General features: G+C 38.4%; 23 protein-coding genes and 3 pseudogenes. 3 read left to right on the top strand and 23 right to left on the bottom strand.

Going from position 1 to position 26,196, the window contains the following annotated elements:
* Positions 1-76 precede the first annotated feature (76 nt).
* The 22 genes and pseudogenes from DW965_RS00920 to DW965_RS00820 all read right to left on the bottom strand — a co-directional run bounded on the left by DW965_RS00920 (position 77) and on the right by DW965_RS00820 (position 21,504).
* The gene (locus tag DW965_RS00920) at positions 77-1,723 is read right to left on the bottom strand and encodes a P-loop NTPase fold protein (protein WP_117761698.1); all 1,647 of its coding nucleotides are present in this window, start codon (positions 1,721-1,723) and stop codon (positions 77-79) included.
* Positions 1,724-1,759: 36 nt separating this feature from the next.
* Positions 1,760-2,461, bottom strand: coding sequence for an RloB family protein (locus tag DW965_RS00915; protein WP_055290367.1), 702 nt, complete (start codon positions 2,459-2,461; stop codon positions 1,760-1,762).
* A 2-nt stretch (positions 2,462-2,463) separates the two neighbouring features.
* The gene (locus tag DW965_RS00910) at positions 2,464-3,819 is read right to left on the bottom strand and encodes an AAA family ATPase (RefSeq protein ID WP_119197914.1); all 1,356 of its coding nucleotides are present in this window, start codon (positions 3,817-3,819) and stop codon (positions 2,464-2,466) included.
* A 232-nt stretch (positions 3,820-4,051) separates the two neighbouring features.
* Complete coding sequence (locus tag DW965_RS00905; RefSeq protein WP_006426187.1) at positions 4,052-4,525, bottom strand: JAB domain-containing protein; 474 nt, start codon at positions 4,523-4,525, stop codon at positions 4,052-4,054.
* A gap of 98 nt (positions 4,526-4,623) precedes the next feature.
* Positions 4,624-4,938, bottom strand: a complete 315-nt coding sequence (locus tag DW965_RS00900; RefSeq protein WP_119197913.1) for a hypothetical protein — start codon at positions 4,936-4,938, stop codon at positions 4,624-4,626.
* A pseudogene (locus DW965_RS00895) lies at positions 4,910-7,977 on the bottom strand (VaFE repeat-containing surface-anchored protein). Before DW965_RS00895 ends, DW965_RS00900 begins: the two are co-directional and overlap by 29 nt.
* 265 nt (positions 7,978-8,242) lie before the next feature.
* Positions 8,243-9,181, bottom strand: coding sequence for a ParB/RepB/Spo0J family partition protein (locus DW965_RS00890; RefSeq protein WP_119197912.1), 939 nt, complete (start codon positions 9,179-9,181; stop codon positions 8,243-8,245).
* A complete protein-coding gene (locus tag DW965_RS00885; RefSeq protein ID WP_119197911.1) occupies positions 9,135-9,962 on the bottom strand; it encodes a ParA family protein in 828 nt (275 codons plus the stop codon). Before DW965_RS00885 ends, DW965_RS00890 begins: the two co-directional genes overlap by 47 nt.
* A gap of 147 nt (positions 9,963-10,109) precedes the next feature.
* The gene (locus tag DW965_RS00880) at positions 10,110-10,679 is read right to left on the bottom strand and encodes a DUF2335 domain-containing protein (protein ID WP_119197910.1); all 570 of its coding nucleotides are present in this window, start codon (positions 10,677-10,679) and stop codon (positions 10,110-10,112) included.
* Positions 10,630-11,088 (bottom strand): hypothetical protein, encoded by a 459-nt coding sequence (locus DW965_RS00875; protein ID WP_119197909.1) that lies wholly within the window; start codon positions 11,086-11,088, stop codon positions 10,630-10,632. The genes DW965_RS00880 and DW965_RS00875 overlap by 50 nt, the downstream gene beginning before the upstream one ends.
* Positions 11,089-11,170: 82 nt before the next feature.
* On the bottom strand, positions 11,171-11,842 hold the full coding sequence (locus DW965_RS00870; protein WP_442857819.1) for an AAA family ATPase: 672 nt from the start codon (positions 11,840-11,842) through the stop codon (positions 11,171-11,173).
* Between the two features lie 38 nt (positions 11,843-11,880).
* Positions 11,881-12,558: an ATP-binding cassette domain-containing protein gene (locus DW965_RS00865; RefSeq protein ID WP_119197907.1), complete on the bottom strand. Its 678-nt coding sequence runs from the start codon at positions 12,556-12,558 to the stop codon at positions 11,881-11,883.
* A gap of 240 nt (positions 12,559-12,798) precedes the next feature.
* A pseudogene (locus tag DW965_RS22385) lies at positions 12,799-12,897 on the bottom strand (DEAD/DEAH box helicase family protein); the annotation flags it as partial.
* Complete coding sequence (locus DW965_RS00860; RefSeq protein ID WP_147398760.1) at positions 12,872-13,183, bottom strand: hypothetical protein; 312 nt, start codon at positions 13,181-13,183, stop codon at positions 12,872-12,874. The gene DW965_RS00860 and the pseudogene DW965_RS22385, both read right to left, overlap by 26 nt.
* A gap of 214 nt (positions 13,184-13,397) precedes the next feature.
* Positions 13,398-14,003: a YczE/YyaS/YitT family protein gene (locus tag DW965_RS00855; RefSeq protein WP_117510997.1), complete on the bottom strand. Its 606-nt coding sequence runs from the start codon at positions 14,001-14,003 to the stop codon at positions 13,398-13,400.
* Positions 14,004-14,146: 143 nt separating this feature from the next.
* The gene (locus DW965_RS00850; RefSeq protein WP_158555036.1) at positions 14,147-14,995 is read right to left on the bottom strand and encodes an MBL fold metallo-hydrolase; all 849 of its coding nucleotides are present in this window, start codon (positions 14,993-14,995) and stop codon (positions 14,147-14,149) included.
* A gap of 21 nt (positions 14,996-15,016) precedes the next feature.
* Positions 15,017-16,576 (bottom strand): carboxylesterase/lipase family protein, encoded by a 1,560-nt coding sequence (locus DW965_RS00845; RefSeq protein WP_119197905.1) that lies wholly within the window; start codon positions 16,574-16,576, stop codon positions 15,017-15,019.
* 68 nt (positions 16,577-16,644) lie between these two features.
* Positions 16,645-16,806 carry a helix-turn-helix domain-containing protein gene (locus DW965_RS22380; protein WP_082424921.1) on the bottom strand — a complete coding sequence of 54 codons (162 nt, stop codon included), beginning with the start codon at positions 16,804-16,806 and terminating at the stop codon, positions 16,645-16,647.
* Between the two features lie 57 nt (positions 16,807-16,863).
* Positions 16,864-18,147: a glycoside hydrolase family 3 protein gene (locus tag DW965_RS19490; protein WP_256372838.1), complete on the bottom strand. Its 1,284-nt coding sequence runs from the start codon at positions 18,145-18,147 to the stop codon at positions 16,864-16,866.
* 26 nt (positions 18,148-18,173) lie between these two features.
* Entirely contained in the window at positions 18,174-19,403 is a 1,230-nt protein-coding gene (locus DW965_RS00830) for a glycoside hydrolase family 3 C-terminal domain-containing protein (protein ID WP_119197903.1), read from the bottom strand.
* A complete protein-coding gene (locus tag DW965_RS20325) occupies positions 19,400-19,705 on the bottom strand; it encodes a glycoside hydrolase family 3 C-terminal domain-containing protein (protein WP_119197902.1) in 306 nt (101 codons plus the stop codon). Before DW965_RS20325 ends, DW965_RS00830 begins: the two co-directional genes overlap by 4 nt.
* Positions 19,706-19,806: 101 nt before the next feature.
* Entirely contained in the window at positions 19,807-21,504 is a 1,698-nt protein-coding gene (locus DW965_RS00820; protein WP_158582768.1) for an extracellular solute-binding protein, read from the bottom strand.
* 865 nt (positions 21,505-22,369) lie between these two features.
* On the opposite strand from DW965_RS00820, the gene DW965_RS00815 reads away from it, so the two are divergent.
* From DW965_RS00815 to DW965_RS00805, 3 genes are all read left to right on the top strand, one after another.
* Positions 22,370-23,224, top strand: a complete 855-nt coding sequence (locus DW965_RS00815; RefSeq protein WP_119197900.1) for an AraC family transcriptional regulator — start codon at positions 22,370-22,372, stop codon at positions 23,222-23,224.
* 694 nt (positions 23,225-23,918) lie between these two features.
* Positions 23,919-24,257 carry an MFS transporter gene (locus DW965_RS00810; protein ID WP_117804616.1) on the top strand — a complete coding sequence of 113 codons (339 nt, stop codon included), beginning with the start codon at positions 23,919-23,921 and terminating at the stop codon, positions 24,255-24,257.
* A 14-nt stretch (positions 24,258-24,271) separates the two neighbouring features.
* On the top strand, positions 24,272-25,771 hold the full coding sequence (locus DW965_RS00805) for a serine hydrolase domain-containing protein (RefSeq protein WP_119197899.1): 1,500 nt from the start codon (positions 24,272-24,274) through the stop codon (positions 25,769-25,771).
* A gap of 234 nt (positions 25,772-26,005) precedes the next feature.
* Here DW965_RS00805 and DW965_RS00800 read toward each other — a convergent pair.
* Positions 26,006-26,149: pseudogene (locus DW965_RS00800) on the bottom strand (transposase); the annotation flags it as partial.
* Positions 26,150-26,196 lie beyond the last annotated feature (47 nt).

Here is a 26,196-nt window from a genome sequence, read left to right as displayed (position 1 = left end):
TTGGGGATAATATCCGGGCATGAAAATAGCCAGGTGATTCCTTGAGTTGGAACCATCTGGCTATGTAAATTTACTTTTACTTTTTTACTATCTCCTCAATCAAAACATCTATTCTATGCCTTGACATATTATCACAATCTTCTTTTATTTTTTCACAATACTGCAAGAATTTTTCAGCATCTGAATGATACAAAACATACATAATATTATAACACGTATGATATCTATCCTCATCCACATTGTCTACTGGAAAAGAAATTTTATTATACAAATTGTCTATCTCTGATATGATAATATCATGATAATAACTACTATCAAAATTATTTCTAAGTTTATATGAATACTCATAAGCCTTTTTCCCATGAGTTGTTTTTTTCAAATATCCCACATATGTCTCTATTAAAAATTTCATCATTTCTTTATTTTCTTCTTGATATATTCTTTTTGTCTTTTCCGATGACATGTGAAACAAATCATATGAATACGATAGCATTTCCTCTTTCCCATCTAAAACAGTTTTTTCCAGCATTTCTTCTAAAATATTTCTATATTCTGATAAAACACTTTCATTATTTTCCTCTAAAACATCACTCCAAACAACATACGCATCTGCAAATTCATTTAATTCTGCTAAACTCTTTGCTTCAAGCATTTTCTCTCTTAAAATAGGTAATACACTCCTTATTTCCTCATCTGACTTATAATAGTTAGGCTTATCTCCTGAATTAAGAAATAACTTGTATTCAGCCTCCAATTGTTCTTCATTTAGTACCCCTTCCTCATAATATTTCAGTATCATTTCTACCAAATTTGTACTACACTTTATTCCATAAAGATATCTGCCAATTCTATGCTGAAGCATATTTCCAATCGTATTTGTCATTTTTTCTACAGAATCAGTATTAGTATTATCAGAATCAATTTCTTTATAGTACAAGTTTTCTATACTCTCCACAACAACAGCAAAGCATATTAACCTTAATTCTTCTTTAAATTGCTCACTCATGTCACTATTACAAAACAATTTTACATCTTCAAAAAAACGTTGCGCCTTTTCGAGCGTCCGTAAATTTTTGACTTTATGGATTTCCAAGAATTTTTCAACAAAGTCTGCATGGATATTCATTTTACTCCATGTCACTTTCTCTGCACGTTCTGTAATATGATATATTCTTTCAATGACCTTTTCATTATACTTTTCAAATACAACTTTTTTGTCCGATTGTATTTCATCTGTATTCGCAATCACAATAACTTTTACATAATTACATTGCTTGAGTTCTTCTATAATTCCAAATATATCTTCCAAATTTATGTCATCACTCATTCTTTCCAAGTCATCTATTACAATAATATGAACAGAAGTAAACTCTTTTGACAATAATAAAAACAATTCTCTTTCATTGGCAATGCTTTGTACTACTTCCTTTGCCTGACCAACTTTATCCCAAATTTTCGATAGACCATCTAAAACATTATTAGCAATTTCACCTATTTTCCCACCAATATTATTCTTTAAAGCCAATTGAAATAACGCTTCATGATATATTTGTTTTGGGTCTTTTAAACCAAACATTGATATTTTACAAACATTGGGATTTGCTTCTAATGCCTCATTTACCGCATAAGATTTTCCAATTCCCCATGTTCCATCAAATAAAATTGCTCTATACGGTAGATGATCTATGTCACTGATTATATTTTTTATATTATCTGCTTTCATACTGTATCTTTCCATCCCTATTTTTCATCTAACAACTTATTTTCCATCATCATTCCGAATATCATCAATAATCCGACCAATATTACATGTAATCTGTCCCTTACACTGATGAATATCCTCATTGATTTTCTTTTCCTGCTCAATAGCAATCTCTATATTCTTCGCCAGTTCTCCAATTGCAGAATTCTTTTTGGGATTGATTCCTGTTCTGGCAAGTAACAGCTTATAGATAAATGTCTGATGTCCATCTTTTTCATTCTGGATAATCTGTTCAGCATTCGGCTCAATATCATCTTCATATGAATTTTCATAATGTAACAGCAGGAACAATTCAAATGCTGGATTGCTAACCGCTAATATATTATTCTTTTCACCTTCTGCTACTAGTTCATCATAATCAAGTACTTTTTCTTCAAAAATATCTCCATCAAATACAACAATCATCTTATCCCGTTCTTTATCAAACGCTATTTCCGGATTTTCTTTCTGATTTTCTGCAAATTCAATCAAACGTCTTGGAAATGAAATGTCCCTGTCTCCCTCTGTTTTTTCAAGTAACCGGATATCGATCAATGGATGAATATTTAACTCTTTTCGGATATCAATTAACTTTTTGAAATACCATGTTTCAGTATTTGCACCCTCACATATGAAAAAGTACTTACGATAAGGCTCAATCTGTTCTTCTTCATCTGTAGTTCTGCTATTCCAATTCGTATAACTTCTTACTGGAGCCAAGGCTACTCCTCCTCTCTAAAGTCGAATGTTGAAAATACCGGTATCGCACCATATCTTCCTTCCAGATATGCCTTGCTCAACACCTTATCATACCTCTCCTTGAAACGATCTAAGGAATAAATAGAGCTTGCATTTTCTGCGTTACGTTCTACAAACCAGATTTCATCCCTTCTAAAAATAGCCTGATCCATAATGGATGATTCATGTGTAGTGAACAATAGCTGCATACGCTGCTCATCATGTAGCTGCATAAACAATTGCAAAAATCGTTCTGTCAGCTTCGGATGTAAGCTTCTCTCCAATTCATCCACAACATAAAGAACATCTTCTCGTTTATTCAACAGCATATCCATCAAATCGAATAATCTTCTTGTTCCATCAGACTCTTCATCAAAACCGAACTCATAAAATGACTTATTATGATGCAACCGGATTGTTGTGACCTTCGGTTCAGAATGTCCTTCAACTTCGATATTAAAGAAAGTTTCCTTCGACCTCATCGTCATTCTGAATGATGGTTCTTCCTGCTCTTCCATTCTATTTTTTACATGCTGCATCATCTTATCAAATACTGATTTCGGCAATGCATTTGATAACTCATCCAATGTAATTTCTTCAATTTTTACCTGGCTGATACTCGTATCAAATGTTTTGATCAATTTGTTAATCAGCTTCAGCGAATTATCATCATAATAATATTCCAAATCAATCAATGGCGTATCCGGTGTGATAATCGAAATATGATTCTGAATCCAATCATATACATCCCGGAAGAACAATAATTTAGATCGTGTGCTATATTTTTTTCCACGATTCATTTCTGTCAGGAACAAAGATGTTTCATTTCCTTCAAAATCATCTGCATAGGTTTCAAATTTATTTTTTTCTGTGTTTGTCAGCGTAATACCATCATTTAACACCGGACGTTTACTTCCTTCTCGTTCAAAGAGACATTTTGCTGAACCATTCTGATATAATTCATATAACCATTCTCCGGTTACTTTTCGTCTGCTTAAAACTGCAGAAAAACCATAGGCATAAAATTTGTCACCTACAGTAATCTGAATTTCAAAACTACTTTCTCGTTCCTTATTCTCCTGCCGATTCTTACAAAACATCTGTGTAGCTTCTATCGGAATACCATTGCAGACACTATCTTTAAAAAATTTAAAGAACAATGCCAAATTGGTCTTTCCAGATGCATTTGCTCCATAAACTACTGCATATTTTAATAACTGGGTACTTTTTATTTTTAACCTGTGATTTGCATTTGTTCGTATTTTATTTGAGGAAATCATTGTCAGCTCTGCTGCTTTATCAAAAGATTTAAAATTTTCAACACTTACTTTTACTAACATTCTTATACACCTCCACCTTTATTATATGTTTTACTCTTCTCTCAGTCAATGTAAATTTTCTTATTTAGAGATTTTTTCGTTATATATTGTTTCTTTTTCTATTTTTAACAATTTTATTTAGAGTTATGCATATAATATCAATGTATAAGTCAGCTTTTTGTAGCGACACTATTTTACTAATGCCGCTACATGAAATATTACAATAAATAAAAACTTCCAATTCTTTTTTCTTCTATCTCTCCCAATCCATCCTTCCTGTCACATTCAACATCTTTTCTTCTCGGAAGCTGAGCATCTTTCCATTAGTTCCACCGACAATGATATGATCCAGCAATTCTATCCCCAGTAGCTGTCCGCACTTCTGCAGCTTTCTCGTAACAATCATATCCTCTTTTGACGGTTTCACATTGCCACTGGGATGATTATGAAGTCCAATGATTGCAGACGCATTTGCCAGAATACTGCTCTTAAAAACTTCTCTGGGAATTACCAAAGATGCATTGATTGTTCCAACACTGACCAGATTCATATTGATTACCTGTCCATTATTTTTCATATTCAGGATGCAAAATACTTCTCTGTCATATTGCGATAACTCCTTCGCCATCAATTCTACAACAGCCTGTGGACTGTCCAACGTCTGCTCACTATAAAGAGACGGCTCTTTTACCAGACGGATATTCACAACTTCCAATTCATTCTCCATCCTTCTGATCTCCTTTTGGAAATTCTACAACCAGAAGGACATTACTATCTGAAGATTCCACATATGATTTCAATTGTGATAATGTCATTTCCAAATATTTAGGTTGTTCCACTATCATCTGCTCCTTTCGTTTCTTCCTTTGCTTCTGTTTGCCCTGACAAATAGCTTATCACTTTGTTTGCCTTAATACTTTTCTGTAACTCACTGATAATACACAGGTCTGCTACATTCACTCCAGGCAAAGCAAGCATCTCATCCATCGTCATGTTAACAATCTCTTTCTCCGTTCCGTATCCGGCATCAAATAAACGCTGCAATACTTTTATTGCTTTCTGATTCTTTCCCATTTCAATATCAAAGGGCAACTTATCGCCGCCCTTTGTTTTACTCCTCCTCTTCTTTCTTTTCTTCAATTCCTAATCTCTTAACCTGTTTCTTTTTATTCCAGATACGAACTCCCGTGATTCCGGCTGCTGACAATACCAGAATGGCTATCCATAAAGCTGCATTTTCCGTATCTCCTGTTTTCGGAGGGTTACTGGTCTTTGTAGTAGTACCCGGTGTCTCTGGGGTTGGTGTTTCCGGTACTTCTTTGATGGTTACAGTCTGACCTTCCTCGTTGATGTCCTTATGCTCTGTTACCTTTTTCGGTTCTTCCGGATTTGTCATATCATACAGTTCTTCAAAGGTTACAAACTGCTTTCCTCCAAGAGTGCTGCCATCGAAAGTAAACTCAATCTGCACTTCCATGTTTTCCTTGTCCGCTGTAAATTCATAATCATTGGTAACTTCTTTGCCATCAATGAGCAGCTTTGCATTTTCTTTCTTAATCATCTGCCAACCAGACAATTTATACTTTGTACCGATTTCCAATCCTTCTAATGTAACTGTATCCACAATCGTCAGATCTTTTCCGGCTTCCATCTCCTTCTTGCCATTCTTATCAGTTGCTGTGGTATGAATCGAAATCTTTCGCTCCGTAATCAGAACAGTCTGACCTTCATCGTCAATGTCTTTATGCTCTGCAACCTTTACAGGTTCTTCCGGACTCTTCAGATCGTATAATTCTTCAAATGTAACCAGATTCTGTCCGCCAAGTTCTGATGCATCAAACATATAAGAAATTCCTACTTTCATTTTTTCATTGTCAGCAACAAAGGTATAATCACTCTCCACACGCTTTCCATCAATGAGCAGTTCTGCATTTTCCTCTTTCAGCATCTGCCAGCCTTTTAACTGATATTTTCTTCCTTCTTCCAGACCGTCCAGAGTAACTGTATCTACAATCGTTACTTTCTTTCCTGCAACAATTATTTTTTCGCCCGTTTCTTTATCCGTTGCTGTTGTATGAATAGTAATCTCTTTTTCATACTCATCGGTCAGTGTTCCAAGGTCGATTGTTACTTTATTTCTGCTGACAACAACTTCAAATGCTGGAATCAATTTCATACCTTTGTTGGATTCACAAGCTAACTCCTCAATCTCATAAGTGTCATAAAGTAATGCCCCTTTGCTGTCGTCTGGCTCTGATGTTCCGAACCAGATACCGTCCTCACTGGATTTCCCTGCATTTGTATTTTTCTTATGAGACGCCCAATCAGAAGCAGTTGAAAACTGACCATTCTTGTCTGTCACTATGCTATGGCTCTCACCAGTTGTTTTGCTTGTAATCTTAAAAGGAACATTCGCAAGTCTCTTATGTGTACCTGCTCCAATCTTTACTCCTTCTAAATCTCCACGTTTAATCTGGTTGTAAATCGAATGGCTTTCGTCTGTTAAATCTACGATTTTTCCATTTTCCGTAATCGAAAATTCAATCGCTTTTGCCCCGTCAGTCAGATACCTTCCGGTGCTTTGGTTTCTTCCAGTTTGTATTTACCATACGGAAGTAAATCTGCCGTCGTTGTTGCAATTCCGTCAATCCCTGTCTGAATCGTCTTAACTGTCTCGTTCTTTTTGTATAGCTTTCCTTCTACCAGAACCGAATTTTCGTTCAAAGAAATAATTGCAAATGCAGTATCTTTTAATGTGGCACTTCCCTGTGCTTTGGTATCTTTTGTCTCTAAATCACGTTTCTGAATCTTCACACCACCTCGGATTACCTGGTCAGATACGGAATACTGGTTGCTTCCGGAAAGAACTGCAAGTTCTCCGTCCTCTGTGATCTGTGTCAGATACATTCCTTTTATCTGTTCTGTACTGTCTCCTGCCTGCATATAAGCTCCGTCCAGTAAATATCCGTCTGGTGCTTTTGTCTCCTCAACAGTCAGTGTTCCAAGTAGTAATACGCCTTTTTCATTCTGAATGTAAAATGCATCTCCCGATACTTTGTAAGCATCTGACATTTTTGTCACATAATGAATACTTCCGTCACTGCTCTTTTCTGCCACCGTTTTTGTAACCCAGGTACGTATTGCTTTCTCTGGTAAGTTATCTTTTGTATAAAATCCGTCATAATAATGCCAGGTAAACTCTGCTCCTGACAGTGCTGCATACCCCTGTGCGGTTGCTTTTCCCGTCTCCATATCAATCTTGAACAGGTCTACCAATGTCTCTGTCACTTTCGGAACATCGGAAACATTTAATACGGCTGTCTTTCCGGCTTCAACTTTCAGACTGTGTACTGTCGTATCCAGCTTATATCCCTTCGGTGCAGAAAGTTCTTTGATACAAACAGTCCCTGCAGTCACTTCAACTTCATTTGTCTCACCATTCTCATTTGTTGTAAGTGTTCCAATCTGATTACTGCAATTCTGGTCTGAGAATATGCCAAAAGTTGCTCCTACAATGGAATACATTGCATTTGCTTTTGTGATACTTTCATTTGCTGTGGTCTTTTTTACCTTCGCATTTCCGACATTCAGTTCTGCCCAAAACTGTCCGAGATCCTGTCCTTCACCAGTATAGATATATCCGCCACATTTATAGCGACCTTTGTTTGCCTGTACAAATGCTCTCGCTCCTGCATACACTTCATTCTGAATATCCTGTGAAATCTCAGAATATGCAGCTCTGACATTATCGCACTTCCAGCCCAACTGTTCACTGAGTCTCTGCCATACTACACACTGTTCCAGCAGATATCCCTGATTTGCATTCAGGTTACTATGACTGCCTCTATACTGCTTTACATACTCCAGTGACAATGACACATCTTCGATCTGTGCAGCACTCATGCTAGCACTTGCATCGTGTCTAGTTTTATACCCATTTTTGAATCCGGTGTTAATATCTACACAATAGGCGGTTTCGCCCTCTACTCGCATGTGACCTTCATTGAATGTAGAATGAATGGTTCCATCATTCATCACATGTTCAATATATCCGACTCTCTCTGAGGATTCCGGCCAATACTGTGTTTCCGCTGCCTGAACTGTTGAAATCGGTAATGCGGTTAAAATCGTGGTCAGGGCAAGAATCCCTGTACACACTCGTTTCCATATCTTCTTCATTTTCTACAATTCCTTTCTTTTCAATCAAAAAAAGACGTCCGTCTGGAACGCCTGTTGTTGCTTTATGCTGTTTACTCCCTGCTGTCATGCAGGGTATGGAAATCTCTGCCTGCCGAAAGAGAAGAGGTCCCCGGCTCCTTATTGTCTTTTCGGCTGGTAATCTGCTGGTAAACCAAAGGGGTAGGGTGTGGGGAGGGGAAAACAGAAAAAGGCTGATTTCTCATTGACCACCAACAGATAGACTTCTCCCTTGGTGTCAAAATGCCTATCGTTCCCTGCTTTTTTCCCGTTTCCGGTATAATTCCAGTGCTTTGATAATGGTTTCTTCCATTTTCTGCTGTGTAGTTCCCGATGGAAAGTATTTTTTCAGTCGGTTCTTCGGGATTTTCCACTGCTCTACCTGATTTGGCTTCTCTTCTGACATAATCAACAGCAAAACATCTTCATTCAACCTGCCCTCTGCTGAAAATTTGCGGATTTTAATAGCCTGTGCATGACTTGGGGTACAAGCCTCCGACTCCATGGTGTCGTATAATATCGCCTGTTCCTCTTTCGGCAAATAAGACAGTTCTACCGCCGGACGCATAGAAATCTTTTTGTCATCGACCATTTCAAGGATTTCCGGGATAAGTTCTGTAAGGCGGATATATCGGCGGATTGTATCTTTACTTTCACCTACTTGTTCTCCTAATAATTCATCAGAACGTTTCCCCCGTAAATGCGTCGCCACTGGCGACACATTTTCTTTACTAGGTCTACCTGCCTGTCGTTTCATTGCTTCCAGTCTCATTTTATAAGCAAATGCTTTCTCTGACGGTAAAATTTCTTCCCTTTGAAGATTACTGTCAACCATAACAATGACCGCTTCATCATCTGTAAGATTCCTTACAATACAAGGGATATTCTCTCTTCCCGCCATCTCACATGCCATTTTTCTGCGGTGTCCGGAAATCATTTCATACCCGCCTGTTGGCTTCTCTCTGACAAGAGCAGGAACTAATACACCATGTTCTCGAACACTTTCGATTGTTTCCACCATCTTATCATCCATTTTTACTTTAAACGGATGATTCGGAAAATCTGTAATTTCATAAATGGAAATGTCTTTTACATACTCTTGATTCTTTTGATCTCTTTCTTCCTGCGTGGTAAAAAGGTCATCGACTGAGGGAAGATTCATGTTTATTTCTCTGCTTTTCGCCACACTGAATCACCTCCATCGTAAATTCTGCATACGCCTTTGCAACAGTTCCATTCTTGTCATACTCATAAATGCTCTGTCCTGCTGCACTGCTTTCTGCTGCTGTGATAGCCACTGGAATAACAGTTTTGAAAATCCTAATATGCTTTCCATAATTCTCTCTAAGGCTATCCTCTGTTGTCTTTGCAAGTTTTGTCCGCATATCTGCAAGCGTCAGCAATACTCCACCAATTTTCAGGTTGGGATTTAACTGTCTTTGTACCTTTCCGATTGTTTTCATTAACTGCGTCATGCCCTTTAGTGGAAGATAATGAGCCTGAACTGGTACAATTACGCTGTCTGCGGCAGCTAATGCATTGATGGTCAACATTCCCAAACTGGGCATACAATCAATCAAGATATAATCATAATCCTTTTTCAAATCTGCCAGATATAACTTTAAAGTCTGCTCTCTGCTCATGGCATTCACCAGTGAGATTTCCATGCCCGATAATTCAATGTTGGTCGGAATAATATCTACTCCTTCTTCATGGTGTAAAATGCCTTCATTATACACAAACGGTTCGTCTTGTAATATCTTCTTCATTTGTGTATCCAGTGTAATCGGAAGACTGTCCGCATTTGTCCAACCCAATGCAGTTGTTAAATCCCCCTGTGGATCAGCATCGACCAATAATACTTTTCGCCCCTGATGTGCAAGACCAATTCCCAGATTTAATGTTGTTGTGGTCTTGGCTGTTCCTCCCTTCTGATTTGCAAGGGCAATTACTTTACACTTAGTCATATGGTTTCCTCCTTCCTCGAAAAATTTAATAGCCAATCCTTTTTACGAAACCGGCTATGTACAAAAATGGGCATGAAAAAAGCCAACTGATTCTTAGTGAACCAATCGGCTTTTAATTATTCATTCAACTCCTATTTTTCGTGAAATTTATACCTTGTTTTCGTCATCGGACTTTCCTTCATCAGATTCCTCTTCATCGGAATCTTCTTCATCTGCTTTTTTCTTTCCATAAAACATTGTCCAACAAAATGATCCAATTGCTAATATAAACGGAGCTATGCTTCCCACATTTTTATCCATAAAAATACAAATTGCACCTATAACTAACAAAAAGAAAGTGGAAACAAAACCAAATATTTGTAATCTTGTTTTTAGTTTTATTGATGTTTTAAGTACTTCCACTTTTCCCGAATATAATGAAGTTTGGCTTTCAATTAACATACTTTCCATATTATGCCTATGCCCTTGTTCATCTATAACCATTTTCAAAATTTCTTGTGCAAACCCTGGCTGTATTTCATCATATTGTTTCAAAATAGAAGGATGTGGTAAAGGCCCTGCAAATTCTTCTCGACGTATACAAGCAATTATTCTTGCTTTATCCTCTTCCTGAATATCTGATTTATCTATAATGTCGGATATTTCTGATATTTCTTTTGCGTCATCTTCAATCGGATTTTCTTGTATAGATTCTTGTAGACTTGAAAACTGCTTCATTTATACACCTCCCTATTTTTCTCCAATCTGTTGATACTGCCTCTATGTCTGTCTTTGTAATATATTCACTAAGTTTATTCATTTTTGTTTCTATAACTGCAAGCTTTTTAATTGTTTCATTCAAAGAATACATTTCTGGTATTTCATACGGAATAATTTTTGTATCCAGTTCTTTTACATATTTTTTATTTATTTCTACTTGTTGTAATTTTTCCAAAAGCTGTGTATAATCTACTTCTTGAAAATATTTCCCTATATGTTCCAGATTTTCTTGCATTTTATCGCTTTTTAAATACTCTTGTTGTTCTGCATTATCTCCAGAATCTCTTTCTGTCATTTTTATAGAATATTGAGATACCTGATCTTTCTGATTCTTTTTTATACTCTGAAGTTTCTGATTCTTTTTCAATCATATTCCTCCCTTCTGTTTTATCTGTTAATTTTATATTATACCTAATTAATAAGAAATCAACAACATATTTTCAATTCTTTTATCTTCTCTCAGCCACTTCTTTATAAATATCTCGCAATAAAGCTATCGATACATCTAAATCATTATCACTAAATCTGCGTCCACTATCTGGATGATCAATTGCATTTCTGATAAATACAGGCAATGTATAATAATGATTATGTGACGTGTCCTCTTTTTCATGTCTAACTGTATCATATAATCTATGATTTTTTATATAGCAATCTATTGACGCAATATGAGCATTTACCTCGTTTTCTGGTATATTTTGCAACTTATTATGTAATGCGCTAAATAACTGAATATGATAATCTTTTTTTTCTACACCAAATGCCAAATAATTGATTTCAGCACTTGAATACATTCCTAGGACTGCTTTATCAATTACGTTTGCTTTAGTTTCAATTCCTTCTTTTTTCAAAAGAATCACCTTCACATTATCACTATCCTTCATTGCCTCTTGAACAATATACTGCGAATGTGTTGCTATTATCAATTGTGCTATTTGTTTCCCATATTCGTTTGTAAACAAATTTCTATAAAATTTCAAAATTTTTTTCTGCCATTTAGGATGAAGACTTAATTCTGGTTCATCAATAATAATTGTAGCACCATTTGTTGCTTGATATAATAAATCTGCCCCTCGAAAAACAATCTGTTGTTCCCCAGTACTTAATTCATTAATATCTATTAGTTGTTCTCCTTTTAAAAACCAAATTGTTCTATAGTCTATTTCTGGCTTCTCGCCACATACACCAACTCTTCAAACATACTTTCATAGGCTTTTTTAAATCTCAATATACGTGAATTCTTTTTCATATACTCTTCATATGTACATGTTGGATTAAGTTTAGCGTATTTTATAAATTCATAATTATCTTTTTCTTCCAAATCAATTAGTAACTGAACAATTCCCGAATAATTTGCCCCTTTTTTTTCATATTTATCTTCCTCATAATCATAATTGCTATTATTACCTTCCAATTTGACCTCAAATCCAGATCTAGCCTCTGAAAATATCACTTTCCTATTACGAATATCATATGGCTTTTCATTAGATAATTTCATCTTTTCTGCGTAAAAATCTTGCTCTGTAAACTCATTTGCATCTTCCCATTCTTCTTGTGTAATCCCGCCTGGTTTAGAATATCTCAATGACTCCTTCTCTCTCAAAATTTCATGAACTTTCCCATTCTCGTCCAAATACATCACCTTTTGCACCGATGAACTTTCATGCAAATAGCTGCCTCTTTGAAAAGCAGCAATTGCATTCAAAATTGTTGTTTTTCCACAGCCATTTTCTCCTGCAAGTACAATTGTATTATATACTTCATTTTTATTTTTAAAAAAATCAAGCTCGATATCACCAATTTTTATTTCATTTTCAAATTTTATATACCCTATCATTATATTTTCTTCTTCCTTTTCAAATCACTTTTTTCTTCTCTTAATTATATCAACTTTTCATCCCCTATACACTAATTTTTTCAAATTCCATAATCAAAAAGCAGGCGATGAAAAGTCACAAAACCTCTTCATCCACCCGCTTTTCACCTATACTCTCACCACTACCGCTTCCACAACATCTGGATGTTCAACCACCCACATACCACAAAATACTACCCGTTTTGTGACTTTCTCATGCTAGGAGACAAAGTATTCCACTGCGTTTTCCGGGAAGAATTCCTTAAACTCACCATACAGCTGTGCTGCAAGTGTTTTATTGTGCGCTATGATCAAGGTTGGCTAAAAGCCCCATTAACAAGGCAAAGACCATCTGCATATGGATCCGTGTCTCCTTCGATGCTTCCAGCAACAGTTTTACCTGCTCCAAAGTATATGTTTTAGTCTCATCTACAATAATCGTATAATACTTTGACTTTTTTACTCCTTTTGGCAGTTCCAAACCTTCACAGGGATTCGTCATAATCAACCTTTTCGATAATGCGTATCTCATAGAGGTATTCATAATTGTTCTTGCCCTTTTAGGAATAGCAGAATATTGTTTTACAGGTTCTTTATACATTTTCATCAGATGCCCTTGATTGAGCGCAAGCAGCCTCAGACCGCCAATTCTGGGAATAATATGTTTCTGAATACAGTCCCTATAATTATAATAGATATTCGCCGTAAATGACATATCAGATGGAGACATTCTCCATCTGATATACTATCATACAGATACGATTATTTCAATATATGACTAAACCCCAACAGTTTAGCATCGTAATACCCAATTGTCACCTTTAAAAAGATAACTGTATCTTTTTTTCATAAATATTAATAATTCTTCCTATAAATAAGGCTGTCAGTATGGTTCCTATACCAAGACCATAAAAATGGGTATGATTAATTAAACATAAAATAATAGTGACAAACACAAGTGTAATATCAAAAGTATTTTTCACTATTGAAAAAGGAAAAGAGAAGACTTCTGAAATAGTTTTTACAATACCATCAGTTGGTGTTAAAATAAGATTTGTTTTCACGCTTAAAAATACGCCCATTGCAGTAATGAACATCGTCATAATAAAGCAAATAACCCTTAAGTATAAACTTAACGATAATGTAGGAATTATAAAATCATATAAATCAGTCAACCAACCAAAAGCAAACGATAACGGAATTTCTAAAATAAAAGTAACTGTGATCTTTTTGGATAAAATACATTGAATAATAACAAATATTAAGTAACAAATAATAGAAGCTGTTCCTAAAGAAATGTTATAGATTTGTGATATTGAATACATCACAGAACTAAAAGCAGCAACTCCTAAATCAAAGCGAACATTTAATACAACAGCAAAAGCTATTAAATTCAAACCAAGAAAATATAAAAAATATTTTTTCATTATTATTATTACCTCATCATTTCTATGGTACTGTAAGCCACCAGAACCGGAGATTCTGCCTTGATGGCACACTTATAAAAAGCCCAAAGGTCTTGATTTCAAGGCTTTCAGGCTTAAGTTAACCCCAGCGGAGTCTGTTGTGTTTATCTTACTGGAATTTCACCTTCATCTATCAGTCTGTCTGGGGAAAATACAATACGGATTCTTCCGTCTGTCGCAACCTTGCAATCTCCGTCAAACGCATTCTTACCGCCATCCTCGATTTTCGCAGTTCCTGAAAGGATATTCTCACAGATGCGTATCGCTGTATTCATGATGCTATGATCCATGGAACCAACGAAAGGCATTCCCGCATATCCCACATGGCCATTAAAATTGCGGTCAAATTCACTTTCATAGGACTTGATTTTATCCAGAGCTCCCAATAGTGTATTAATACTGTCTCTGCAGAGCAGATTACCATTGCAGGCATCTCCAGAAAACAGGATTCGCTCTTTCCGATCAAGGAAACAACAGCCTCCCGATGTATGACCCGGTGTCTCAATTACCTCGATACTGCGTCCCCCCAGCTCAAACACCATCCCCTCCTTCAAAGGAAGACATTTTGGCATCTTTTGTATCCGCCGGATATCCGCAGGGCTACAGTCATACACATCGTAAGCTCCCATATTTCCCAAAAGTTCCACATAATCTGCGATGCTATCATAATTTATCGGTTTAAGACTATCCTCATCTTTTTCGTGAATATATACCTCTTCAAACTGAGCAGCTCCTCCGATATGATCCGGATGTCCATGTGTCAACACTACATCATAGGGAAGCGGAGTCAGCCAGGAAATCAGCTTTTTCAGGTCTGTCATTCCGACACCCGTATCGATGAGTAATGCACGTTCCGTACCTTTTAACAAAAACATGGCTGTCATACCAGCCTCATTGATAACCCAGGTGTCTTTTGCAATCTCCGTCACCTGATATGTAGTCAGCTTTGCCATATGCATTCCATCCTTTCCGCATCAGTGCATAAATACATTTTCTGCATCCTCATCTAATGGTACAGTAAATGCCGGAGCATGTTTAACAAGAAGCTCCATCAGCCTGTGGTCATAATTATCTTTAACTTCGCAGATATTGTCAAAAATCATAATTGCCTCTTTACCTGGCTCACATGCCGGCCACTGCGGAAGAGAAGGAACGGAAGGATTTCCGTATCTCGCAAAGTTTATCCAGGCACCACATATTCTCTCCTGCAGGCGGTCTGTTTCTCCCGGCACATTGCAGATAGGAATTCGGTCAATATTATGGAAAACAAACGGGATTTCAGAGCAATGCCATGCCAGTTTTCCTCCCTCATATGGGAATTCATAATTAAACATGTAGGAATATACGGGAGCTTCCTTATGTACTGACTTCTTCGCAATGAAATCTTTCGATGCATAACGGAAAATATAATCCAGCGACAGAACATCTACAAGGCGATTATTCGGATATGCTTTTTCGAATTCTGCTGCAATCTCTTCTGCATCCTCCTGAAAGCATTTTTCCAGAAGTTTCATCGTTTCCTCACGGGTCAGTTCATCCCTATTCTCCAGAACCGGCTTGAAATCAAATTCTCCAAAAACGCTACCCACTATCACCGGAATCTTTTTTGCTCCATCGGTAAATCCTACTCTGCGCGGATCACCGGCATACCATGAATTTGCTCTCGGCTCTCCTCCCACGTAGAGTCCTTTCTCCTGCAGCTTGGGTGACACCTTATTATATGCTTCCGCAAGGAAATAGTAAGGAATCGTTTCCAAATCCTCAACGGATTCCAACTTCAATTCCGTCAGAAGGGCCTCCACAATTGCGGTACCGTCATCCTCTGCCTCTTTTTTACCTTCTTCTATTACGCCGCTCTGGATAATCCCCTTATGGAATAAACCTTCTGCAGCCGGTGTATTCATCAGGGAATAAACTTTCATTCCACCACCGGACTGACCAAACAGGGTTACATTACCTGGATCTCCGCCAAAACCAGCAATATTGTCCTGAATCCAATGAAGGGCTGCGACCATATCTGCATTCCCCACATTAGCAGAATTATAGTATTTTTCCCCATAAGCAGATAAATCAAGATATCCCAAAATATTCAGACGATGGTTCAATGACACGACAACCACATCTCCGTACTCACTCAGATGATCTCCCTCATACGCCACCTGTTCAATGGATGAGCCTGCAAAGAATCCACCTCCGTGCAACCATACCATAACCGGTTTTTTTGCTTCCGGATCCAGACTCTGTGTCCAAATATTCAGATACTGGCAATTCTCATCCATTGGCCAGTAACGATGTGGGATCATAACCTCCATCAACGGATGATCCTGCATCAGCATAGGGCACACATAACCATAGGCCAGAGCATTTTTAATACCTTTCCATGGTTTTACCTCTCTGGGCATTTGAAAGCGATCAGCATCAGCATACTTGATGCCATGGAAAGTGTATGTAGAATTCATCTTAAATCCCCGTATCTTACCCGCCTTAGTCTGAACTACCGGTTCTGCCTTACTACAGTAAAAACAATCTCCCATTTTGTATTCCACCTTTCTTTAGTAATTTTATGTATATCTTATTTCATTACCATTTTGTCATTTTTTTGTTACCGTTTTATTACATCTCTATCTCCACATACAGTTTGCATATTGGTCTCTTCCTGTATTGCAGCCCGATACTGAGAGGGAGTCATATGATAATGCTTTTTAAACGCACGAAAAAAGTTTTCCGTATTTTCATATCCAATCTCTTTTCCGACTTCAGTCATCCTCTCATTTTCTAAACTTTTTCACCTCATTATGCAATAATTGTTGATACCCATCTACTATAATCCCATACATTTCAGAATGATCCGAAGATTATGGACTGCACATCTTTGCACATCTCCGAGACACAGACGAGGTTTCTTATCCAAATGTCCTTTGTACCCGATTGCTCTGCCATCATCTAAAATAAAAGCAACTTCCTCATTGGCCGGGCATATCTTTGGCACAAAGCTTGCCGGATCATTGAAAAATGTTTTCATATCATTTGCCTGCATGTAGACTTTTTCCCCATCAACCAAAATCTCTCCATCCTTCATCTCGGCAGTATGTCCTTCACCCAGAGGTGCCATGACTGTATCCGGTCCTTCCGGATCAACCGTAAAGGAATTCCAGCGGGCTGCAAAAACCGGTGCAAATGGTACTTCCTGCACCATAATTACCTGCCCACGTTCATCAAACTCCGGCATAACTGTTTTCACAGCCTGAAGAATATTCATGGCCCTTCCTTTTCCTCCCGGCATAATCAAATCATTTCCGGCATGCATGGATTTCCAGGGTGTACTGCTGCCTCCGTTCCAATCAGTCATGATCAGACCTTCAAATCCCCATTCTCCGCGGGCAAGATCCGTACATAAGTCATAACTATCTGCTGTAGGAACACCGTTGATCAGATTGTAGGAACTCATGATAGACAACGGCTGAGATTCCTGAATAGCAATTTTATAGGGTTCCAGATAAATTTCCCTCAGTGCCCGCTGACCAATCACAGAATCCACAGCATTCCGATTCGTCTCCTGATTATTAGCTGCATAATGCTTAATGCATCCACCTCCTCCTGGCAGGCTCTGAAGGCCGCGTACCATTGCTGACGCCATCTTTCCAGATATGAGAGGATCTTCCGAAAAATATTCAAAATTTCGTCCGCACATAGGATCACGCTGAATATTCATTCCTGGTCCCAGAAGCAAATCAATCCGCATTGCCTGCATATCTGCTGCCATTCCGCATCCTACCTGTTCCAAAATTTCCGGATCAAAAGACTGAGCAAGAAGCGTACCCACCGGCCATGCCGTACAGTAATGGTATACCTGCCTCTTTTCCCCCGATTCCAGATCGGTTGCCTCAAACTGCTGTGTGATACGCACACCGCCCGGACCGTCTGCCAATACAATAGAAGAAACACCATAACTTTCCAGTGCGTGTGTTGTTTCCCCTGCCGCTCCAGGTACAGATTCCGAACTGGCTCCAATCACAGGATTGTTCTCATCCTGCACACCCCAGCCTGTACCACAGCAAAGATCCGCCAATTGTGCAGCATCAAGCTGTGCAGCAAATTCTTCCATTGACACTCTGCCCGAAGCCACATCATTCAGCTTCCATTCTTTCTTTTCCACATACCGTACTGTTTCGTAAGGCATAACCGGCTGATAGCTGGTATCTGTCGCATATGTAACCACCTTTTCATCGCTATAGGCTGAACGCGAATCCAGCGTTTCCGGTATCTGCACAGCCAGAAGAACCGTACATCCTTCCATATAGTTTCATCCTTTCGGTCAGTTAACCCCTTCTTTTCCTCCAAAGTTTCCGTTAACGGAAGCTCCACCAATACCTGTTCTGTCAAAGCAGTTTGTTCCAGCCGAATCTTGCACACCGGTTTTGTATCTCTGGAAGAAGTACCGATACGCACTCCATAATCTCCTTTTGACAGAATATAACCTCCTGCATTTTCACTATAAGATGCAAGATTACGCAGCGGTATGCGGATTTTGATATCTTCCTTTTCGCCCGGTGCCAGTAACATCGTTTTTTGGAAACCTTTCAGCTCCTGTTCCGGCATATCCATCTCCGATACCGGTGCAGAAACATATGCCTGCACAACTTCACGTCCGGCAAACGCTCCTGTATTTTCTACTGTTACGCCAAGAACCAGTGTATCCTCATCCAGCGATGCCTCCAGATTTCCCAGTGCAAATGTCGTATAGGAGAGTCCATAACCAAAAGGATAACCCGGCTCAACATTAAATGTATCAAAGTAACGATAACCTACATAAATTCCTTCCGTATATACTGTTTTATTAAAATCCTGAAGGAAATTGCCTGCCGTAGGATAATCTTCATATTTTTTTGCCCAGGTTGCGGTCAGCTTTCCTGACGGTGTTGCCTTACCGGTGAGAATATCGGTAACGGCGGCTCCTCCCTCCTGTCCTGCCTGCCCCATGAGAAGAATAGCATCCGCACAAGCTGCCTCCAGATCCTGCACCGATATGGAGCCCGGAACATTCAGCACCAGTATCAATGAGGAAAAAGCTGACCGCAGCTTTTTAAGATTATCCATCTCCACTGCAGAAAGCCTGTAATCTCCAATTTCATACTTTTTATCCCCAATGGATACTTCTTTTTTCATGAAACGATCATTTCCCTCACCGGAATTTCTCGAAATGACACAAATAGCAGTTTCTGTTTCTTTTGCATATTCTTCCAGTTTTTCTGTTGTCAGCGGTTCCTCCGGAAACGCAAAAACACTCATGACCTGGTCCTTCATCTCTCTTTTGGCCAGATCATAGCATCTGGCCCACGCCATCTGCTGTTCCCGGTTCACAATCTCAAAACCTTCTGTTCCATAGCATTCAGAATATTAATATGATAACGCAGAGACTGATCCACATCCTGATCACCACCGCCGGAAAGACCGCCGTTAAAAGGATCTCCCGATCCCGTTCCGCCGCGGATTGTTCTGGCAGCTCCGTTTCCAAACAAGGCAATCTTTCCCCTGCCCTTTAACGGAAGAACCCCATTTATGTTTTTTAAAAGTACCATTCCCTGCGTCGCCGCTTCTCTCGATATTGCAGCACCGCTGATCTCACGTTCGGACATCGGCGGATATATCGTATTACTTTTCATATTTTTTCCCTGCCTTTCATTTCTATTCCCCTCTTATCCATTTATGAAAAGAACCTGACTCCTTACGAATCAGGTCCCTTTATCAGTTTCCATATTTTTGTTTATGAAATTTTTTCTGCCAGGAAATCTGTCATCATCTGTTCTGTTTCTTCCAATCCATTAGCCTCATAATCCGCAATCAGCTGATCCCAGTTTGCATCAAAATTATCTACACTTTCTGTCACGCACTTAATCAGTCCCGGCCATGCAATCTCATTCAGAATTTCCACATTGTTCGTAATCTCCTGCGGTGTCGCATATGCCCAAAGTGGGGAATACGGCGGTGTTTCGAATTCATCTGGCTGCGGGAAGATATCGGTCAGCATCTCTACATTCCATGCTTCACAAGCTGCCTTCTGCTCCTCGTTATACTCTGCAATTACAGATTCTCTCGTAACAGGTGTGTAAGGATTACCATTTTCATCCACTGCACCGTCTCCATAAATCGGAAATCCCGTATAATTGCCAATACCAGTATTTTTTCCGTAATCCGGATCAGAACTTGCTTTTGCAATCTCTTCTTCCGTACGATATCTCATTCCATTCTCATCTACAAAATAGTTTTCTCCTTCAACACCCCATTTGTAAAGTACTGCACCCTCATCGGAGCAGAGATAATCAAGGAATTTAATTGCACGAACCGGATCCTCACAGTCCTTTGTGATTGCCAGTCCGTATCCAACCTGAAGACCCTGATACATCAGTGTGGGTGCCTTCGTCTCAGCATCAATTGTCACAGGAAGCGGACAATATGTTTTATCCAGTTTTCCTTCTGCTTTCAATGTTGCTTCCGCCTGTCCATAATGCCAAAGTGCATCAGTAATAGCTACAACACGTCCGCTGGCAAGCTTTGCAATGTAATCGTCATCTGTCTGTGTTGCAAAGTTTGGATCCAGAATTCCCTCATCATACATACGACTCAGCCATCTGAAATATTCTTTTTCTTTATCACTCACATGCTTGTAAATGCAGTTATAGTTATCATCAACAAGCCAGGAACCGTTATCCGGTGCACCATCAGCAATAAATCCAGCGGGATTACTGAGTGTAATGAGCCAGTGCCAGTCAGCAGCACTCATGGAAATACCAATGGTATCCAGACCATCATCGGTTTTAGGATGTGCTGCCAGGTACTGCTTGATCAGGGCTTCATACTCCTCCAGAGTCTTAGGATATTCATAATTATTTTCCTTAAGAGCTGCGTACTGTATCTGGCAGTTTCCTCCGGTTGCCAAAATCTGGTATCCTACACCAGCATAAGAAAGCTGATATATTCCTTCATCTCCAGAACCCCATTTCAGCTTTTCAAACTCATCGCCGTACATTTTTTTAATATTTGGACCATATTCCTCGATCAGATCTGTCATATCAATAAGTGCACCTGCCTCATACAGACTGTTTACACTTTGCTTAGCATAAATCATATCTGGATATTTGTCCTCAGCAATCATCAAAGATATATCCTCGTCAGGATCGCCTGTACTGGATACCGGATAGGAAATATCCAAAGTCACACCTGTGGCTTCAGTAATCGCCTGAGCAACAGGATTTTCCCAGTTACCATTTTTTCCGTCTGCATTGTAGTACTTGAAAGTTATAGGTGACAAATCATCCTTACTGTCCCCAGTACTGCTCTCGCTGTTTTCATTCTTGCTGCTTTCGCTCTTACTGCTTTCCGTATCCTTGGAGCCACATCCTGCCACTGTTCCAACGCAGAGTGCTGCTACCATAAGCAGAGCTAAAATTTTCTTCCTTTTCATGTTATTCCTCCCTATATTCTTAGAAAGTCCTACTATAAGGCCAAACATTTGAGATTTTACAATACCTCTATTATTTGTCTCTCATTGCAATAACTCTCCAAAATTATTTTAGATTTTCACGCGCGTTTTTACTTATCTAAAAGATATCATGGATAGTATATTGGAAGATATAGAAGAATTAACCTTTAAATTTAGAAATATTGACTAATCATTTTTGTAAAAAAAGGTACACCCGTGCGAACCTTGAAAATTTCATATAAAACAATAAATTTATGTCAGGAAATGGTATCATGATCTCAGATTATTTGTGAGGTGATCCCATGTCTTTTGCTAAGAATGAATAATTTCTTATTCACAGAAGAAGGGACCAGGGTTATCAGCTGTCCTGCCGGAAATGCCCCGAAAAGCTGCAGCTATATCAAGCAGACAGGGCAATGCCGGTCAGAGGACTTTTAGCCACAAAGCTTCGGTTCGGAATTAAACTTGCGGCATTGAATTTTAAGAAACTGTCAGCCTATCTGGACAGTCTGGATCAATGCGCCTTACTTTCAGCAAACAGCTAAAAAAGTAACAAAGAATCTGAATGTATGTTAATGGAAAACACTACTAATATGAAATATTTGTTGTCTTATATGAAATTTTCAAGGTACGTTAGTTAATGAGTTACTATAAAACGAGTGTTTTGACATCCATATCATACTTATTAGACATTTTTAAATTAATCTGATATACTTTGCATGAGTTCTCGCAATGAGAATACTACACATATCTCTATGGGATACAGAAATGCGTACTACGTTTATTGATGACGGAAAATAATCACTCTCTCCTATTTGATTGAAATCCAGACAGGGAGGTATAACGAATGAAAGATTATGGAATTTATGAAAAAGTAAAACTAAACGGAATCGTTCCTGGACGATTGATTCGCCATACCCGGGCGGACAGTGCAATCATAAAAAGTCACTGGCATCCAGAGTTGGAAATAAATACGGTTTTTGAAGGCTCTTCCCGCTTCTTTATAAATGGAAGAATTGAAGATGTAACGCCTTCACATGTTGTTGTGATAAACAGCAGAGAAGTCCATTCGTCTATCCCTTTTTTTCCACAGGGCGGGATCTGCGTTACAGGGGTTACGATACAAATCAGCTACGATTTTCTAAAAAAAGTGATTCCAGATTATGATAACTGTTACTTTATTCTTAACAATATGGCAGAACGGAAGATACAGTTACTTCTTGAAGAAATGAATAAGAAATGTAAAACACAAGATGCAGCATATATGAATATTTATGCAATCAAACAAATTTGTGAAATTGTGTATATTCTTGCAACAGAATGTTGTATGAAACGGGAAAAGTTCGAAGCGACAAGTTCGAAAAGTTTTCAGCGTTTTGAACATGTTCTTAATTATGTTCATGAAAACTACAGCAGCAATCTCAAGACCAGTGAAGTAGCAGAACGTTTTTTCTTCTCCAAGGAATATTTTTGCCGTTTATTCAAAAAAAATACAGGTATGACATTTAATCAGTATGTGACACAGTGCAGGGTTATTCATGCAGAACAATTGCTTAAGGACACAAACACACGGATCTCTGAAATCGCTCAGGAGGTGGGCTTTTCGGATGAGGGAAGTTTTATCGCTCAGTTTAAAAAATATTATTCGAAAACCCCTGGAAATTATAGAAAAATGATAACAAAAAATCCATTTTATGATTAGGGGGTCAAAAGGTACGCCCGTGCGAACCTTGAAAATTTCATATAAAACAACAAATTTATGTCAGGAAATGGTATAATGATCTCAGATTATTTGTGAGGTGATCCTATGTCTTTTGCTAAGAATGAATAATTTCTTATTCACAGAAGAAGGGACCAGGGCTATCAGCTGTCCTGCCGGAAATGCCCCGAAAAGCTGTAGCTATATCAAGCAGACAGGGCAATGCCGGTCAGAGGACTTTTAGCCACAAAGCTTCGGTTCGGAATTAAACTTGCGGCATTGAATTTTAAGAAACTGTCAGCCTATCTGGACAGTCTGGATCAATGCGCCTTACTTTCAGCAAACAGCTAAAAAAGTAACAAAGAATCTGAATGTATGTTAATGGAAAACACTACTAATATGAAATATTTGTTGTCTTATATGAAATTTTCAAGGCACGTTAGTTAATGAGTTACTATAAAACGAGTGTTTTGACGCCCATATCATTTTATAAAAATGACTAGTCAATATTACTAAATTCAAAGGTTAATTTTCCTATATCTTACAATATACTATCTATGATATCTTTCAGATAAGTAAAAGCGCGCGTAAAAAACTTAAAATAATCTTGGAGGATTATCACAATGAGAGATAAGAATAATTGAGAGATTGCAAAATCTCAAATGTTTGGATACGCACTTTTTGGCTGTGGAGCTAATTGTCTGGGTGGTATTCTTGGTTCTTTTTAACACTGTATCTGACCGACAATCTGCTGTTGTCCATGTCGTTTATTGCTTTTATGATGTCTGCCGGACGTATTATCAACGCAGTGACAGAATTTTTAAGCGGTTTTATCATTGACCGGACACACACTTTGTCTCTGGGTAAATATGACGCTCAGGCTGCAAATAATGGCATTGCACAATCTTCTGTCACCCTGTTTGCTGAAAGATGCGGATATGCAGTCGTTCCTTTGGTCTGTAGCATTTTGTTAGTTTTGATTAGTAACTTTATGAATGCAGATGAAGAAGTTATAAAATTGAGAAATACTCAATAAAGGAGAGAATTCTAATGACACAATTATTCAATAAATTTTATATTCCTGAAGATGTAGGCATTTCCTCTGTAGCTATTGCCCAGTTTCTGAAAGAATGTGATGAAATAAATTATAAATTGCGGACTCTTCATATTGTTCGCCATGATAAAGCGATAGCAGAAGTTTCCAAATATCCGTTTTGTGCACTTGATAAAAGATTGGTATATTCCGTAAGCAAAACATTTACATCCACGGCTATAGGGATTGCGGTAAAAGAAGGTTTGTTGCGGGTAGATGATTTCGTTCTTGATTATTTTCCGGAATGTCGAGATTTGGACATGGATGATGCAGCCCGTACCATAAAAATTTGCCATCTTTTGACTATGAGTACGGGTCATGGCGTGGATACAGTGGGAGATATGTGCAATGGCATAAGACCCTGGCCGGAAATCTTTTTTACCAGAAAAATAGTATATGAGCCAGGAACTCATTTTGTCTATAATTCCGGAGGAACTTATATGCTGTCAGAACTTATCAGCCGTGTGACTGGCATGTGCCTGAAAGATTGGTTACAGACGCATCTATTTGATCCTCTGGAGATTACAGATGTCAGTTGGGATAAACATGGAGATGTTAACACTGGAGCATGGGGGCTTTTGATTGCTCCACGTGATCTCACAAAACTGGGACTTTTGTACTTACATAAAGGTGTTTACAATGGCATACGCATTCTCACGGAAGAATGGGTTACGGAGGCATCATACCCCCACATTTCCACAAACGTGCAGGGATGTGCCGGATGGGGCCGCCACTATGGATATCAAATTTGGGAGAACAGTCCGGGGAGCTATCGTGCTGATGGAGCATTTGGCCAGTATTGCATGGTATTTCCGAAAATGGATATGGTTATTACAACTACTGCTGAAGAAACGGATGGAAGCAGAATTTTCCCTCTGATTGAAAAGTATATCCTTAATAACATAACTGAGCAGCCGAAACCTCGTGATGCATGGTGTTACCAATACATGAAAAACGTAATGAACCAGTGGGAAACTCCTATTGTATATTCGCCGAGTGCTTCTTATCTAATGCATATGCTTCAGGGAAAAGAATTTGATTTACGCAGTCGTACATCAGATGAAAAACATACTCTTCGCTTTGAAATTGGCAACAGCCGTATGGAGTTTGTAATCGATGAAATACAGACTATTCACAGTTCCTGTACTGTTGATTTATTTGGAGAAACCACATATGCAATTGAAATTCCGTCAAATAGCCCACTTATTGGAGACGAACAGAGAAACCGTATTTGGAAATATGCTGCCCATCACAGTTGGGTAGACCAGAGTACCCTTATTTTGACTATATGCTGGCAGGAAACCGGGCATTCACAAACATGGAAATTCTATTTTCATGAAAATACCTTGACTTTGATTGTCACAGATGGTACTAAAGGAATGTTTGAATTGTCTGGTGCGGTGAGTGACCGGAATGTAAGATTTGCTGATATGATTTTTGATGGTGCTTTTAGATAGAAACACGTAAAAATACTCCGGGGATTTTTATTTTTCCCCGGAGTATTTCTGTCAATATCATCATCTCTTCCTTCAATAAACGCCAGGATATCATCCAGTGATCTGTCACTATGAGAATACGCTTCATAAAGAGTAGTTTTTATCTTTTCAGATTTTCCGTATTATCCTTCTTCTTTTCCGGTATACTTCTTCCATTTGACACTCCCCACAGCAAGGGGTTTTACGACGCATTGGATAAGCAGCAAGCTTTCGGATCACGCCATTATCCCTTACAGAATAATGGATTGCATCGATGTAGAGAATAGGATAGACCTCGTCCAGTGGCCGGTTCTGCCAGTCTTCAATCCGTGGCAGAATCTTATCCGTCACATCAGAAATTTGAACGCAAAGCAAAAAATTCCCCCGCACCAGCTACTTCCGGTACA

It is taken from the genome of Blautia sp. AM47-4 (assembly GCF_003479865.1).
Lineage (GTDB): Bacteria > Bacillota > Clostridia > Lachnospirales > Lachnospiraceae > Fusicatenibacter > Fusicatenibacter saccharivorans.
The sequence above is the reverse complement of the archived record's forward strand: the minus strand, read 5'-3'. Positions and strand labels throughout refer to the sequence as shown.

Coding starts and splice junctions, on each gene's coding strand:
- DW965_RS00850 (WP_158555036.1), bottom strand. CDS start 14,995: ATGGCAAAGCTGACTACATATCAGGTGACGGAGATTGCAAAAGACACC.
- DW965_RS00815 (WP_119197900.1), top strand. CDS start 22,370: ATGAAAGATTATGGAATTTATGAAAAAGTAAAACTAAACGGAATCGTT.
- DW965_RS22380 (WP_082424921.1), bottom strand. CDS start 16,806: ATGACTGAAGTCGGAAAAGAGATTGGATATGAAAATACGGAAAACTTT.
- DW965_RS00865 (WP_119197907.1), bottom strand. CDS start 12,558: ATGATAGGGTATATAAAATTTGAAAATGAAATAAAAATTGGTGATATC.
- DW965_RS00905 (WP_006426187.1), bottom strand. CDS start 4,525: ATGGAGAATGAATTGGAAGTTGTGAATATCCGTCTGGTAAAAGAGCCG.
- DW965_RS00805 (WP_119197899.1), top strand. CDS start 24,272: ATGACACAATTATTCAATAAATTTTATATTCCTGAAGATGTAGGCATT.
- DW965_RS00820 (WP_158582768.1), bottom strand. CDS start 21,504: ATGAAAAGGAAGAAAATTTTAGCTCTGCTTATGGTAGCAGCACTCTGC.
- DW965_RS00910 (WP_119197914.1), bottom strand. CDS start 3,819: ATGTTAGTAAAAGTAAGTGTTGAAAATTTTAAATCTTTTGATAAAGCA.
- DW965_RS00855 (WP_117510997.1), bottom strand. CDS start 14,003: ATGAAAAAATATTTTTTATATTTTCTTGGTTTGAATTTAATAGCTTTT.
- DW965_RS20325 (WP_119197902.1), bottom strand. CDS start 19,705: ATGAAAAGTAATACGATATATCCGCCGATGTCCGAACGTGAGATCAGC.
- DW965_RS00860 (WP_147398760.1), bottom strand. CDS start 13,183: ATGAAAATGTATAAAGAACCTGTAAAACAATATTCTGCTATTCCTAAA.
- DW965_RS00920 (WP_117761698.1), bottom strand. CDS start 1,723: ATGAAAGCAGATAATATAAAAAATATAATCAGTGACATAGATCATCTA.
- DW965_RS00880 (WP_119197910.1), bottom strand. CDS start 10,679: ATGAAGCAGTTTTCAAGTCTACAAGAATCTATACAAGAAAATCCGATT.
- DW965_RS00845 (WP_119197905.1), bottom strand. CDS start 16,576: ATGGGAGATTGTTTTTACTGTAGTAAGGCAGAACCGGTAGTTCAGACT.
- DW965_RS19490 (WP_256372838.1), bottom strand. CDS start 18,147: ATGGAAGAATTTGCTGCACAGCTTGATGCTGCACAATTGGCGGATCTT.
- DW965_RS00885 (WP_119197911.1), bottom strand. CDS start 9,962: ATGACTAAGTGTAAAGTAATTGCCCTTGCAAATCAGAAGGGAGGAACA.